This is a genomic window from Nonomuraea rosea (assembly GCF_039539705.1).
In the GTDB taxonomy this organism is placed as follows: Bacteria; Actinomycetota; Actinomycetes; order Streptosporangiales; family Streptosporangiaceae; genus Nonomuraea; species Nonomuraea rosea.
This window is the reverse complement of record NZ_BAABDQ010000051.1, coordinates 1-13,447: the sequence shown is the minus strand read 5'-3', so window position 1 is coordinate 13,447 and position 13,447 is coordinate 1. Positions and strand designations below refer to the sequence as shown.

12 protein-coding genes are annotated in these 13,447 nt (G+C 68.4%); 6 read left to right on the top strand and 6 right to left on the bottom strand.

What is annotated here, in order from left to right; translation table 11 throughout:
* Window positions 1-57: 57 nt before the first annotated feature.
* Window positions 58-900 carry a spermidine synthase gene (locus ABEA43_RS58910; protein WP_345576703.1) on the bottom strand — a complete coding sequence of 281 codons (843 nt, stop codon included), beginning with the start codon at window positions 898-900 and terminating at the stop codon, window positions 58-60.
* 660 nt (window positions 901-1,560) lie between these two features.
* On the opposite strand from ABEA43_RS58910, the gene ABEA43_RS58905 reads away from it, so the two are divergent.
* The 6 genes from ABEA43_RS58905 (at window position 1,561) to ABEA43_RS58880 (ending at window position 6,849) form a co-directional block, all read left to right on the top strand.
* Window positions 1,561-2,094 (top strand): MauE/DoxX family redox-associated membrane protein, encoded by a 534-nt coding sequence (locus ABEA43_RS58905; RefSeq protein ID WP_345576701.1) that lies wholly within the window; start codon window positions 1,561-1,563, stop codon window positions 2,092-2,094.
* A gap of 61 nt (window positions 2,095-2,155) precedes the next feature.
* Window positions 2,156-2,734, top strand: coding sequence for a TlpA family protein disulfide reductase (locus tag ABEA43_RS58900; RefSeq protein ID WP_345576699.1), 579 nt, complete (start codon window positions 2,156-2,158; stop codon window positions 2,732-2,734).
* Complete coding sequence (locus ABEA43_RS58895; protein ID WP_345576866.1) at window positions 2,734-4,605, top strand: ABC transporter ATP-binding protein; 1,872 nt, start codon at window positions 2,734-2,736, stop codon at window positions 4,603-4,605. Before ABEA43_RS58900 ends, ABEA43_RS58895 begins: the two co-directional genes overlap by 1 nt.
* A complete protein-coding gene (locus ABEA43_RS58890) occupies window positions 4,602-5,063 on the top strand; it encodes a S26 family signal peptidase (RefSeq protein WP_345576696.1) in 462 nt (153 codons plus the stop codon). The genes ABEA43_RS58895 and ABEA43_RS58890 overlap by 4 nt, the downstream gene beginning before the upstream one ends.
* A 198-nt stretch (window positions 5,064-5,261) precedes the next feature.
* Complete coding sequence (locus ABEA43_RS58885; protein WP_345576694.1) at window positions 5,262-6,041, top strand: hypothetical protein; 780 nt, start codon at window positions 5,262-5,264, stop codon at window positions 6,039-6,041.
* Window positions 6,042-6,321: 280 nt separating this feature from the next.
* Window positions 6,322-6,849: a GNAT family N-acetyltransferase gene (locus ABEA43_RS58880; RefSeq protein WP_345576692.1), complete on the top strand. Its 528-nt coding sequence runs from the start codon at window positions 6,322-6,324 to the stop codon at window positions 6,847-6,849.
* Between the two features lie 926 nt (window positions 6,850-7,775).
* Here ABEA43_RS58880 and ABEA43_RS58875 read toward each other — a convergent pair.
* From ABEA43_RS58875 to ABEA43_RS58855, 5 genes are all read right to left on the bottom strand, one after another.
* On the bottom strand, window positions 7,776-8,549 hold the full coding sequence (locus ABEA43_RS58875; protein ID WP_345576690.1) for a maleylpyruvate isomerase N-terminal domain-containing protein: 774 nt from the start codon (window positions 8,547-8,549) through the stop codon (window positions 7,776-7,778).
* Window positions 8,550-8,851: 302 nt separating this feature from the next.
* Window positions 8,852-11,002 carry an NACHT domain-containing protein gene (locus ABEA43_RS58870; protein WP_345576688.1) on the bottom strand — a complete coding sequence of 717 codons (2,151 nt, stop codon included), beginning with the start codon at window positions 11,000-11,002 and terminating at the stop codon, window positions 8,852-8,854.
* Window positions 11,003-11,120: 118 nt separating this feature from the next.
* Complete coding sequence (locus tag ABEA43_RS58865; protein WP_345576686.1) at window positions 11,121-11,594, bottom strand: hypothetical protein; 474 nt, start codon at window positions 11,592-11,594, stop codon at window positions 11,121-11,123.
* A 217-nt stretch (window positions 11,595-11,811) separates the two neighbouring features.
* The gene (locus ABEA43_RS58860; RefSeq protein ID WP_345576684.1) at window positions 11,812-12,747 is read right to left on the bottom strand and encodes a squalene cyclase; all 936 of its coding nucleotides are present in this window, start codon (window positions 12,745-12,747) and stop codon (window positions 11,812-11,814) included.
* 7 nt (window positions 12,748-12,754) lie between these two features.
* On the bottom strand, window positions 12,755-13,294 hold the full coding sequence (locus ABEA43_RS58855; RefSeq protein WP_345576682.1) for a DUF1707 SHOCT-like domain-containing protein: 540 nt from the start codon (window positions 13,292-13,294) through the stop codon (window positions 12,755-12,757).
* Window positions 13,295-13,447: the final 153 nt, after the last annotated feature.

The following is a 13,447-nucleotide window of genomic DNA, read 5'->3' as shown; positions in this document are numbered from 1 at the left end:
CCGGCCACGCCTTGACAACCTCACGTCCCGTTACGTGCAGAACTTCTGGATACGCGTTCAGATGGGTACCGCCGGTGGCGAATCGACGGCGTCCGCGTCGGTCACGGGCCGGGGGTCACCGACGAAACGATCCAGCTCGCCACCACTGAGGAGTCGTACGGGAGCGGGCGCGCGCTCCGCCCACTCGGCCAGCGCCCGCGTCGGCAGACCGCCGTTCGCGGCCGCGAGTACGAGATTCCCGATCCGGTCACCACGCAGCACGGCCGGCTCGCAGAACAGGCACACCTCGTCGAACGCCGCACGCAATGTCGCCACCTGACGGCGCGTGAATGCGAAAGGCACGGCATCCAGGATGTTGAGCGCGTACTGCCCGCCCGGATTCAGTGCGTCCGCCACCGCGGTGGCGAATTCCAGACTCGTGAGCCGCGCGGGTACCCCGGTCCGGATCAGCACGTCCGTGACGATGAGATCGTAGGCCCGCGGGCGCGCGAACCGAATGGCGTCCCGCGCGTCCGCGATACGAATCTCTATCGCGGCGCCGGAGGGCAGGGGCAACACTTCCCTGACCGCCTTCATCAGCGCGGCGTCCCGATCGACGACCAGTTGATCCGACCCCGGCCGGGTGGCGTCCACGTACCGCGGGAGTGTGAGACCTCCGCCGCCCAAATGCAGCGCCCTGATCGGCGCGCCAGGGTCCGCGACCCGGTCCGCGATCGACGCGAGCCACTGCATGTACTTGAACTTCAGATGACGCGGGTCAGCGAGGTCCACATAGGACTGCGGAAAACAGTCGAACAACAACACCCAGAACCCAGGGCGCTCGGGTTTCGGCGCCAGATCGACCGCCCCGAAGTCGGTCGACACACTCACCGCATCCCTGGGTGATTCATGAACATTCATCAAGCAACGCACCTTCCCGGCGCCCGGACCCATGCCACGCCAAGCATGGGCCGGCAGGAATGCTGGATCCAGGCCACCGGCAGGCCATTCACCGGACATTTCGCGCGCCGGACCTCCGTCGCCGCAGCTCAGAGTCTCGCGCGAGATCGCCATCCGGCCACGCGATCGGCCCCTGAACTGCTCGACCGCCGGCCGCGCAGCATGACATAAATGCCCGGTAGATGTCCTCCTCGTGTCCTTTGTATTCGCGACCTTCACCTCAATACTTCCGAAGGAGAGCGTACGAGAACGAACACGAGAGGTGGCACGGCATGAGTACTGCTTTCGCGTCCATCGGCGACAGGCTCCTCACGTTCCTCGCGCCCAAGGCGGTCGCCAGTGCGGGAGGGTGTGAGTATGAGAGATGGTGCAAGGTCCAGAAATGCGGCCCACCCGGGCAGGTATTTCCCAGAACGCTGATCATCACCTACAGCAACTGCGACTCAGTGGTCTCGGGCTGTTGCACCTGACCAGGTGTTTTAATTCTTGAGATTCTGCTTGGTCCCGCACCGCCGTGCGCGATCAAGCAGAATTCAAGGCGCGATCCATCCCTTATGGGGGCCGGCTGATCGCCATGAAATCCAACTCCGACCACCGCAACCAGCGGAAGGGATCCGGAATATGATTGCCTACATTGGCTTCGCCTGCCGGATATTACTCGCGGTGGTCTTTCTCGCCGCGGCGGTGAGCAAAGTGCGGGGACGGCGTGACCGAGCTGAATTCCGGGCGTCGTTGGGGGCGTTCGGCGTGAGCCCGCGCCGGCGACCCGCCGTCGCCGCGGCGGTGATCACGGGTGAGCTGGCCACGGCGGTGCTGCTGGTGGCCGATGTCACGGCACTCGCGGGCCTGGCGGCCGGGGCGGCGCTGTTGATCGCCTTCACGATGGCAATCGGCGCAGTTCTGCGGCGGGGCACGTCGGCGAGCTGCCGGTGTTTCGGGGCCTCGACGCAGCCGCTGGGCAGGCGGCACCTCGCACGTAACGCGATCTTGTTGTCGGTCGCGGCGCTGGGCGTCACGGGGACCTCGCCGGCCACTGCCCTGGGTGCCGCAGGGTGGGACCCGGCGGCCTTGCTGCTGTCCGGGTTCGTGGCGGTGCTCCTGGCCGCCTTGGTCATCTCCTATGACGATCTTGTGGCGGTGGTCCTTCCTCGCTGAAGGCGTCGAAGCCGGACCGCCGAACCTTTGAGCACGTGGTCTTCCGAAGGAGGAGGGGTCGATGGATGTGGTGTTGATCGCGGCGGTCGTCGTGGTCGGCGTGCTGGGCGGGCTCAACCTGTTGTTGATGCTGGCTGTCCTGCGGCGGTTGCGGGAGTACGACGAGAAATGGGCAGGCGCGGGCATGGACAACCGCGCGGAGCGCCGGCTGCTCCCCGAGCCGGGAACGCGGATCGCCGATTTCACCGCGACCACACTGGACGGCACCGAGATCGCCCTGCGCGATCCGGCCGGTGTGAGCGGGGCGGAAGGTCCTCTGCTGGTCGCGTTCTTCGCCCCCGACTGCCTGGCCTGTCACGAAGAGCTTCCCCGTCTCGTCGATCACGCCGCCACCTCTCCGGGCGGGCGGGAACGGAACCTGGTGGTGATCTCCGGATCGGCCGACGATGCCGCGGACATCGTCGAGGCCGTCTCACCGCTGGCCCGCGTGGTGATCGAACCGCCGGAGGGCCCGCTGATGACCGCGTTCAACGTGCGGCGCTGGCCCCTGTACGTCCTGCTCGGACAGGACGGCACCATCCAGGCCGGGGCCGGCGGCATCGCCACGCTGGCCCGCTCGCAGCAGGCCGTCCCAGCGTGATGCGCGCGGCCGGCCAGGCCGCGGGTGACGACGCGGCGGGCGAATCGAGCCGGCGGGAACGGTGTGTGACCGCGCTGCGGCTGGCCTGGCGGGCCAGCCCCGCACTGCTCGCCGCGCAGCTGGCCGGGGCCCTGGTCATGGGCGCCACGCCGGTCGCGGTCGCGTGGCTGACCAAGCGGATACTGGATGAGCTGCTTAGCCAGCAGCGGTCCGTCGGCTGGCTGGTCGGGCAAAGCGCGCTGCTGGCCGGGCTCGGACTGGTCGCCGCGGCCCTGCCGCACCTCTTCCACTACGTCGATGCCGAGATGGGCCGCTCCGTCCGGCTGTGCAGCCGGGACCGGCTGTACGCGGCGTTGTCCCGCCTGGCCGGGCTGTCCAGGTTCGAGGACCCGGTCTTCCATGACCGGATCCGGCTGGCCCAGCAGGCCGGTGAGATGTCACCCCAGACGATCCTGAACGCCTCACTGGAAGGCGTGCGTACCGTGGTCACCCTGCTGGGGTTCACCGGCTCGCTGCTGGCGGTCAGCCCCGTCATGGCCGCGGTGGTGCTGGTCTCGGCCGTCCCTGTCGTCGCCGCCGAGCTGAGCTTGAGCAGCAGGCGGAGCCGGATGATGTGGACGATCAGCCCGCACGATCGGCGGCAGGTGTTCTACTCCCAGCTGATGATCGACCGCACCGCCGCCAAGGAGATCCGGCTGTTCGGGCTGGCCGACTTCATCCGCTCGCGGATGCTGGGGGAGTTGCGCCAGGTCAACGCCGCACAGCGAGGGCTGGACCGGCGGGTGTTCCACACCCAGTTCGCGCTGGCCGCGCTGACCGCCGCCGTCTCCGGCGCCAGCCTGGTCTGGGGCATCCTGCAAGCACGCGCCGGTCTCCTGACCCCCGGAGACGTGATCGTCTTCATCGCGGCCGTCGCCGGAGTCCAGACCGGGTTGTCGGGGCTGGTCTCCCAACTGGCCGACGGGCATCAGGCGCAGCTGCAGTTCGGCCACTACCTCGCCATCCTCAACGCCGAGCCTGACTTGACCACCCCGGCCCACCCGGTGCCCGCGCCGCCGTTGCGCAGCGCGATCGAACTGCGCGACGTGTGGTTCCGTTACGACCCGGACAAACCCTGGGTGCTGCGCGGGGTCGACCTGCGGATCCCGGCCGGCTCCCTGCTGGCCCTGGTCGGCGTGAACGGCGCCGGCAAGAGCACCCTGGTCAAGCTCCTGTGCCGGCTGTACGAGCCCACCCGTGGTTCGATCAGTTGGGACGGCGTCGACCTCCGCCATATCCCCGTCGCCGACCTGCGCGACCGCATCGGCACCGTCTTCCAGGACCACATGAACTACGACTTCACGGCCGCGGACAACATCGGCGTCGGCGACCTGCCGGCCCTGCATGACCGGGACAGGATCCGCGCCGCCGCGGCCTCCGCCGAGGTGGACGCCACCATCGCCGCCCTGCCCCACGGCTACGACACCCTGTTGAGCCGGATGTTCTTCATGAGCTCCGACTCCGACGGCTCCACCACGGGAATGACGTTGTCCGGCGGCCAGTGGCAGCGCATCGCCCTGGCCCGCGGCCTGATGCGCGGCCGCCGCGACCTGCTCGTCCTGGACGAACCCAGCTCCGGCCTGGACGCCGAGGCCGAACACACCATCCACCGGCGGCTGGTCGAACACCGCCACGGCACCACCAGCGTGATCATCTCCCACCGCCTCAACGGGGTGCGGATGGCCGACCGCATCGCCGTCCTCGACGGCGGCCGCATCACCGAGCAGGGCACCCACGACGAGCTGATGGCGTACGACGGCACCTACGCCCGGCTCTTCCGCATGCAGGCCTCCGGCTACGACACCGGCCACGAGCCGCACCCGATCGCATGATCGCCCTGACCTCCGCGCTGGCGGTGACCGCGCTGACCCTGGTGGCGGCCGTCCTCGTACGCCGGCGCATCGTGGTCGTCACCGTGTCGGGGACCAGCATGACCCCCGCCCTTCAGCCCGGCGAGAGGCTCCTCGTACGCCGGTGCGGCATCACCGCGTTGCAGGTCGGCGACATCGTGGTCCTGGAACCGCCGCGCGTCCCCGTCTCCCGCGAGGTGCGGATCCTCGCGCCGCTGCCGAGGCGAACGAGATGGCAGGTCAAACGGGTCGCGGCACTCCCCGGCGACCCGATCCCCGCACCGGCGCAGGAGGCGGCAGGCACCCTGCGGACCGTACCCGACGGCACGCTGATCGTCCTCGGCGACAACACCGTGAGCAACGACTCCCGCCTCACCGGCCCGTACCCCGCCGACCGAATTCTCGGCATCGCCCTCAGAAAACTGGCGGGCGAGCCCTGACGCCTGATCCGCCCGGGTCAACCGCAGACTGTCTCCCGGACGGGTTCGCAGGGATTTCCCCCGGCTGCTGATCGCCCTGGGCACCACCGCCAGCCCGACGCCCCCTGGGGTGCACCAGCACCCCAGCTCCACGCCACCCGGCACTCAAGAAGTCAGCCTGATCACCTTAAAACGCAAGGCTAGCGCTAGCATGCGGCCATGGCGATCACCGAGGAGACGATCACAAGACTGCGGATCGCCACTGCCGCCGGGGACCCGGATGCCGCTCGCGAGTTGGGCCGTCTGCTGTGCATGCTCAGGACCGACTCTCTGGAAGCCGCCATGGACGGTGATTTCCTGGCCACCTGGCCGGAGGAGCCCTTGCTCCGCGCCGCCCTGCGCGCCCGCCCTGACGATCAGCTCGCTGCTGTCCTCCTGGCTGGGCGGCTCGTTCAGCAAATCGCTTTCTGGCAGATCGATGACGACCACGCGATGGCGCATGGCGAGGACGACGACACGCTCGCCCGCAGACATGACGAAGCACACGCCCTGTACGCGAGTGTGCTGAAAACCGATCCTGGCAATGCCGCCGCGCGCGCCGGAGTCGCCACCCTGAACGCCCGGGCCGACAACACCGGAGCCTTGGAGGAGGAACCACCCTTCTCGTATTACGAGTTCATCATGGAAGCGGGATCGGGCTCGTTCAGCCATTCCGAGCATGTGGTCGCCACAGATCCGGACGAGGTGCGCTGGGCCTGCTCCTGGCTCGTGGCCCCGATGGTGGCGGAGGTGGGAACGCCTCCCTTTGGCGTGGACCTCGATCTGTTCACCTATTCGGATGGGCAGTTCGGCAGTGTCGTCCATCTCGGCGGGCATTTCCATGCCGACGGGACGCTGGACTGGGAGGCCGTCGAGATCCCACCGCTCACGGGCGACCCACTCCCCGTGGGCCACCCAGTCGGCATCGGCCACTACGGTTACTTCTGCGACTGGGGGTGACCTGTCATTCAAGGTCTGATTTCGCGTTCCACGCTTCCGCGTAGCCCCGACACCAAACCCAGTCGCGTTTACCTGGTTGATTTCGTTCGTGGGAACTGACCGCACTTTGGTGGCTGCGGGTCTGCGGGCCGTGATCGTCCTGGTGAGACCTGGCGGAACCGTGCTCGCGCCAGGTCGCGGCCGCCCGGGTACAGCCAGACAAGGTGGGGAGCGCGGTGAGCGGTTGGCGCTTCTGCTTGGGAGGTAGCAGGGCGGTGGCTAGTCGGACATGATGTGACGAATGAGCAGTGTGCACATGATCGCGGATCAAGAACCCGTTGAAATCGTCATTGCGGATGAGACCGACCTTCCCGGGATCGTCGACATCTTGAACGACGTGGCGGCAAGCTCGATCGCAACCTTCGATACCCGGCCGACCAGCGTGGCCGAGCGGCACGCCTGGTTCGAGCAGTTCTCCCCGACCGGCCCCTACCGGCTGCTGGTCGCTCGGCGCCACGGTCGAACAGTCGGTTACGCCTGTAGTCAGCCCTACCGAAATCACGAGGCGTTCCGGGACACTGTTGAGCTCAGCGTTTCTCTCGACGCTGGTTGCCGAAGCGGAGGCGTGGGAACGTCGCTGTATCGGGCCCTATTCGATAGCCTCGCCGAGGAGCCGATCCATGCCGTCGTCGTGGGAATCGCCATGCCTAACGATGCGTCGGTCGCTCTCCATCGCAAGTTCGGCTTCACAGAAGTCGGTACCTTCCGCGAGTACGCCACCAAGAACGGCCGGTACATCAGTTCGCTGTGGATGCAGCGACTCTTCTGACTGTCGACTGTTCCCGCCTCAAAGGATGAGTTGTCGGCAAGGTTGGTACTCCCACAGCATTGGCGATGGGATGGGATGGGCCGATGAGGGTCAGCCGGCGGCATGTTCGGCTCGGGCGCGGGCCTGGGCGAGACGGTAGGAGTCGGTGCCGGTCTCGATGATGTTCCCTGTCAAGTCTGCGTGTTGAGCTTCTTGCGGTTGTTTCGCCGGCGTCGTGGAGCCCCAGCGTGCGATGCCAGCCGGTGCCTGTCTCTTCTCAGCGACCAGCCCTGAACTCCGCGATTCGTATGAGTTTTGGTACCAGTTCGCGATCTTCGAGATCGGTTCGCCGAACGAATTCTGGTATCAGTTCTCAAGGGCGCCCAGTCTCTCGCCAGTTGGTGTGTAGCTCATGGGTAAGGCGAGGCCGCCGAGGAGGTGCCGGGTATTGATCGCGTGGGCGGGCCAGCCGTATGCCCAGAGGTCGTGGTTGCGGAGTGTGGGGCCGACGAGATCAGCAACGCGTGATGGCGAGTTCAGGAAAGCCGTGGGAGGCTCGGGCGCAGAAACGTCGGCTAGTTCGAGCGACACCGCCTGGCCAGGCGCACTGTCGGGCCAGAGCGTGCGCCTTGAAAAGGCGATTGCCGATCGCCAGGCACGCTGACACGATTCCGACATGATCACTAGTGAGACGTCAGACTGCCAAGTCGTGACAGGAATGCCGGGGCCGGGAAGTCGACGGTGACCAGGCTCGTCGCTTGACGCCTGCAGCGCGCCGCTCGGCTCGAAGGCGACTTCATCAGCAGGCTGATCGTCAGCGGTCGTGTCGGGGCGCTTGGCTATCAGCGCTCGTTTAATTGAGCCAGGCAACGATCACGGAATTGAGCCACCCGACGTCGTCCGTCCGTCCGCATAATCTGTTCCATGACGCGTCACAAGTGCGCGTTTTACGCGTTCGGGTCCCAGTCTGCGAGCTGCTCCATCGGCTCGGTGTCGCCGCTGGTCTCCAGACCGTCGAGCGGGCCGCGCTCGTAGAAGTAGAGGACCAGTTCGCTCGCTGCGCCTCGCATCGCCATGTCGCCCGGCTCCGCGTCGGCGGCGAGGTCGTCGCAGCGGACGCCGTCGGCGTTGAGGGTCAGGCGCCAGGAGCGGCCCTCGGTCGTGTGCAGGTCGATGGTCGCCGGCTTGAACGGCCAGGAGACGGTCGTCGCCGCGACGGTCGTCAGGAACTCGTTGACCCCCTCGACCGCGACGTCCGCCGGCAGCGGCTGTGCGGCCCCCTGGGTGAGCTGGGCGTCGTAGGTGTGGACGGCGATCTCCTGGATCTGGTGCCGGGCCACGGCTCCGCTGGTCTGCGGGGCCTGCGAGCGACCCCACCAGGTCCAGCAGCCGCGGTCCGGGCCGGCCCCGCGCATCGCGTCGAGCATGAGCTCGGTCGACTCGGCGAGCCAGGCGTCCAGGGCTTCGTGATCGCGGGGCGCGGTCGGGGCGCCCTTCGGGTCCGTCTTCGCCGGGGGCTCAGCGCCCGGGCCCGCCGCGACGATGGCGGCCTGGCGGCGGCGGCCGTCGCCGAGGTGCTGCGCCAGTTCGCGCAGCGTCCAGTCCGGGCAGGTCGGGACCTGGACGTCAAGGTCGGGGGCGGACGCGATCGCGGCGCGGAACGCCGCCGAGCGGTCTTCGATCAGCCGCAGGACCTCGGGGAACTCCAAGATGTTTTGCACCTCGGTTGTCTATCACGGCGCTCCGGCCGCCACGTACCTGGCCGCGATGTTATGCGCCACGCCCAGGCTGTTGGCGATCTCTCTGACGGAACGGCGTGACGAGGTTATGGGTCATGGATAGATAGCCAATGGTCAGGCTGTGTCGCCGGTCTGTGTCTTGGCTCGGCCGTGGGCCATGCGGTAGGAGCTGGTTCCGGTCTCGATGATGCTCCCTGCCAAGTCAGCGTGTTGAACTTCCTGCAGATGCCCGACGATGTAGGCCGGAGCACCATGACGCCGGAAACGGGCGCAGAAGCTGTCTTTCAGCGTCCGAGACCGCGAGGCTCATCAGAGGCGCTGGCGGCGGCGAGGTGGTCGTGCAGGGCCGCATGGCGGAACTGATAGACCGGGCCGACGGCACGCAGCAGCCCCAGGCGGTGGGCGTCGTCAAGGAAGTCCATAACCCGCCAGGGAAGCTGACGTTTAAGGGCCAGCTGGGTCACCGCGATAGTGCAGACCAGCCATGCATGGTGGTTGCCCATCACGAGCCCGGCCATCGGGCCAACCGCGAACCCGAACGCGAGCCCGGTCATGAGCCCGAACGCGAGCCAGGTATCGAGCCCGAACGCGAGCCCGAACGCGAGCCCGAACGCGAGCCCGGGCACGATCGTGCGCAGCAGGGTGAGCGTTCGGTGGGCTCGCCGGCTGGAGCGGGGTGTGCTGGTTGATTCGAGGGTGGGTTGTTCCGCCCGGGTGATGAGCCTGGGCGCCAGGATGATCCCGAGCCAGATGTAGAGCCAGAGCTCGAGCGTCAGCCTATCCGCGGGGTTGAGCCCGGTCATGAGCACGAGCATGGGCACGAACGCGAACCCGACCACGAGCCCGGCCACGAGTCTGAACGCGAGGGCGGCTGTGTCGAACCGGAAGGAACGAAATGTTCGTCCGCGCAGGCGCAGGTTGGCGAAGCCCGGTGTTTCGTTAACCCAAGCTGTGGCGCGTACGAGCCCGAACGCCAATCCGATCAGGAGCCCGGGCCAGGTCCCGCTGATGACTGCTCCGACCCAGATCATGGGCGTGAGCACGGCCGTGAGCCCGAACGTGAGCCCGACCGTCACCCCGATTGCCGGCCGGATGTGGGAGGTGGTGCGGGCGATGTGCCACCAGGTGATGTCGCGGGTGGTGGCCGGGGGGAAGGCACGAGCCAGGTAGGTCAGGTAGCGGCGGGTGGCGTCGGAGTCGAGCCGGTGGCGGGGCCGGAAGTGGTCGGCGGGGTCGGTGCTGGGCGGACGGGCGGCGATCACAGCGGGGATGACGTGGTCCAGCAGGTGAGTGCGCAACGCGTCGGCGTCGGCACCGAGAGGGCCGGTCAGGGGGGCGGGGTCGGTGCCGGGGGTGACGTAGACGGTGCGGATCAGCCACAGGCCCAGCGGGGTGGCGGCGAGCTGGGTCAGGCCGGGGGCGGTGCGGGAGCGCAGTGCGGCCAGAGTGTGGGTCCAGGCCTCGGTCGGGGAGGCGGGGAGGCAGGCGGTCAGGTAGTCCGCAGCGGCCTGCGGGGTGAGGGGCTTGGGGACGATGACCGCCGCTGCGGTCAGCGGCCGGCCGGCCTCGTGGACGGCGGTGGCGAACTCGGCGCGGCGGCTGGTGAGGATGAGCTGGTCGCGGGCGGTCAGCGAGGCGTTGAGCGCGGCGATCACCTGGGCGCGCGTGGGTGCGGGGATTTCGTCCAGGCCGTCCAGAACGGGCAGGATGTGGCCGCGTTCGGCGAGCGCGGCGGCGGCGCCGGCGCCGAGCTGCGGGGCGGCCAGCGCCGGGTAGTCGGTGGTCAGGCGGACGGCGAGCCAGTCCTGCAGGCGGGGATGGGCGTCGGTGTCCCAGCCGGAGACCGGCAGCAGCACCGGCACCGGCACGATCTCGCCTTCGGAGGCGCTGGTCTGGTCGGTCGCGCGGGTGGACAGCAACTGCAGCAGCAGCTGGATCGCCAAGGTGGTCTTGCCCATGCCCGCGCCGCCGGTGATGATCAGCCGCCGCCGGGTCAGGGTGCGAAAGTCGCGCGCGAGGGTGGCGATGTCGTCGCTGCGGCCGGTGAAGGTGAATGCGGTCGCGGCGCTGATCAGCCGAGGGGTGCTCATCACCGCCTCGTTGGCGGTGAGGTTCCAGCGGACCGGGATGGGTTCGGGGTCGTCGAGCAGCCGGTTGCGGGCCTCGTCCTGCCATTGGCGGCGCACCAGATCGGCCAGCACATCGAGGGCTTGTGTCACGTCGGCGGGATGGCCGGCGGCGGTGTTGCGGCGCCTGGCCCAGGTCACGACGGCGGCCGCGGCGACCGCTGCGGCGATCGCGACCGCGGCCAGATCAGCCACATTGACCTTGTCGGTCCGGTCCAGAGCGCGCCCCACCAACACCACCGTCGCGACCAGCGCGACGATGGCCAGCAGCGCGGCCGGATTCCACCAGTGGATGGGACGTCGGCTCACACCGACATGATCGCCGCCGTCCAGCATCCGCGGAATGCATCAGGGCCCATCCCGGTGCCGAATCGTGACCATCGGCAGCCGGTGCCGGCCGCGATCATGACCGACGCCCTGCCCCCTCTCAGCGCCGACGGCGCAGCGGGGTGACGTTGAGTTCGGGCAGGTCCAGCTGCGCTCGCAGTTCCTGATTCTCCAGCGTGAGCTGGTGGACGGCCCGGACCAGCGCGGGAACATCCTCCCTGACCTGCTTGAGCTCCTTGTTCTTGTTCGCGATCGTCTTCTTCAGCTTCGCGATCTCGGCGCGGAGTCGGACCTCGACGTTTGGGGTCGCGCCGCGTGCCTTGACCAGTTCGTAGAACTCGTTCTTCAGGTCGGTGTGGCGCTGGGTGAGCGTACATATCGGTTTCCCAAAGGGAGTATCGGCAACCGGAGCGATGCTGCGCCCACAGAGTGGCTTCGTCTCGTTCGACGTGATGGCCCCAGACCAGGAGACAGTCGTCGTGACCCAGCACTGGACCTCACAGCAAGCCTTCCTTGACGGCATGAACGGGATGCGAGCAGCGGCCGGGCAACTGCCGCCACCGATTGTCAACACCCGCGAGACCTACAGCGGCGAAGTCACGGTCAGCGTGCGCTGCTGACTTGGCTCAACCAGCTCGTACGCGACTCGCTCGCGGTGGCCGACGACCTGGCGCCCACGCCGGCCACGGCATTCGCCCACGAGTCCTACGACATCCAGGGGCGGGCCGCGCAACTGGCGCTCAAGCACCGCACGGCCGCCCTCGCCCCCCGCCCGTAACCCCTGCAGGGGGTCAGCCTTTCGACCAGTCGAGCACTCGGAGCGCGCGCAGGGTGTTCCAGCGGCTCGGCCTCCCCACGCCCGCCTCCTCAACGGCGAAGTGGACGCGACCCGGGTGGACGCGGTCGAGCAACCAGCGACCGTCCGGCTGCCGCTTCGAGCGGACGACCTCCACGGCCTCCGTCACCCGGGGATCCGGTTCGGCCCCCGACCGCCTGAAGTAGTCGAGCGCGCGCAGCACGTCGTGGTGCCAGTAGTACGGGAAGGCGAAGCCGAGATACGCCGGATCGGCGACCTCACCCGTGCTCTTGCGCCGGAACAGACCGCGTTCGAGCAGGTACTCCTCCCCGCCGCGTCGCGCCTGGCGCACCGCGTCGGACCCGCCGGTCGCGCGCTCGAATTCGAGCAGCCCGTCCAGCACATTGATCGTCGTGTGGAACGAGGAGCGCACGGACCCGTTCTCGACCTCGCAGTTCCATCCGCCGTCGGTGAGCCGCTCGCCGAGGACCCGCTGCACGATCGCCGAGACGTCCATCCCGAAGTAGGCGCCGGCCTCGATCGTCCTGCCGTTGATGCACGGCTCGACCTCGCCGTCGAAGTACCGCTGCCCCTCGTGCTCCCATCGCCCGTGCTCGGCGACGAGCGCGACCGCGCGGCGCGCCGCCTCTGACGCCGGGTCGAGCCCGAAGATCTGCAAGGTCTGCAGGGTGTGCATCGTCGCCGTCCAGGGCTGCCCAGGCTCGTCGCCGGTGTACGACGCCGGGAAGCAGGCACCGCCGTCCCACAACCCGTCGGCACCCTGGAGCGCCAGCAGACGAGCGCCCCAGCCCTCATGCTCCACGCGTGCTCGCTCAGCCGCCACCTCGCCGGGCGCGGCGTCCGTCAGATCGCGCAGGACCTGCCAGCGCAGGGCGGGGTCGGAGTCGAGCAGCCATCCGATCACATTCATCGCGGGCTCACCACCGCCATTTCCAGAACCGCCGCTGCTGCCGTACCAGCAACCGCCCGGCCCGCTGCTTCCCTCGTACCACGAAATGTCGCCCATACCCCGGCGACGTCGCGACGTCCTTCACCCCGGCCGGGCTGGCGATCAGCTCGACGTCGTCGATGTTCACCGAGGAGCCGGGCGGCAGCACGATCGTCGTGGAGCCCGCGTAGACATCCAGCTCGATCTCCACGACCTGGTGGGGGATGACGGCATCGGTGAAATCCAGCTTCACCGACCCGACCTTGGCCGACACCCGCAGCACCCGCGGCACCACCCAGTGACCGTGCCGCTTCAGCGAAGAGGCTACGGTGCGCAACTCGGTACGTTCGGCCGCGTGCGCCGTCACCGGCCCGCCGGGCAGATCGGCCACGTACGGCTCCACCTCGCCGAACGTCCGCGCACCGAGAACCCCGCTCAACCGCTGCTCGAACTCCTCCAGCGTCAGCCGCCCTTCGCCGACGGCCGCATGGAGACGGGCGGCAAGGCGCTCGCGGTCCGCGTCGGACATCCGCGACTCAGGGGACTGCGGGACTTAGTGGTCCTGCCCGTAAGTCCTTCGGGGTCAGTGGCTGAGGTAGAGACCGCAGGCGCAGTCGAGGGCTTCTTGGGGCGTGCCCGCCGACATGCCGGAAGGCAGGATCTGGTTCTCGTACTTGCCGCT

What these genes read in the sequence shown, in the direction of transcription:
- ABEA43_RS58880 (WP_345576692.1), top strand. Translation starts at nt 6,322, where the DNA reads ATGAGCAGTGTGCACATGATCGCGGATCAAGAACCCGTTGAAATCGTC.
- ABEA43_RS58885 (WP_345576694.1), top strand. Translation starts at nt 5,262, where the DNA reads ATGGCGATCACCGAGGAGACGATCACAAGACTGCGGATCGCCACTGCC.
- ABEA43_RS58890 (WP_345576696.1), top strand. Translation starts at nt 4,602, where the DNA reads ATGATCGCCCTGACCTCCGCGCTGGCGGTGACCGCGCTGACCCTGGTG.
- ABEA43_RS58860 (WP_345576684.1), bottom strand. Translation starts at nt 12,747, where the DNA reads ATGAATGTGATCGGATGGCTGCTCGACTCCGACCCCGCCCTGCGCTGG.
- ABEA43_RS58900 (WP_345576699.1), top strand. Translation starts at nt 2,156, where the DNA reads ATGGATGTGGTGTTGATCGCGGCGGTCGTCGTGGTCGGCGTGCTGGGC.
- ABEA43_RS58905 (WP_345576701.1), top strand. Translation starts at nt 1,561, where the DNA reads ATGATTGCCTACATTGGCTTCGCCTGCCGGATATTACTCGCGGTGGTC.
- ABEA43_RS58895 (WP_345576866.1), top strand. Translation starts at nt 2,734, where the DNA reads ATGCGCGCGGCCGGCCAGGCCGCGGGTGACGACGCGGCGGGCGAATCG.
- ABEA43_RS58910 (WP_345576703.1), bottom strand. Translation starts at nt 900, where the DNA reads ATGAATGTTCATGAATCACCCAGGGATGCGGTGAGTGTGTCGACCGAC.
- ABEA43_RS58855 (WP_345576682.1), bottom strand. Translation starts at nt 13,294, where the DNA reads ATGTCCGACGCGGACCGCGAGCGCCTTGCCGCCCGTCTCCATGCGGCC.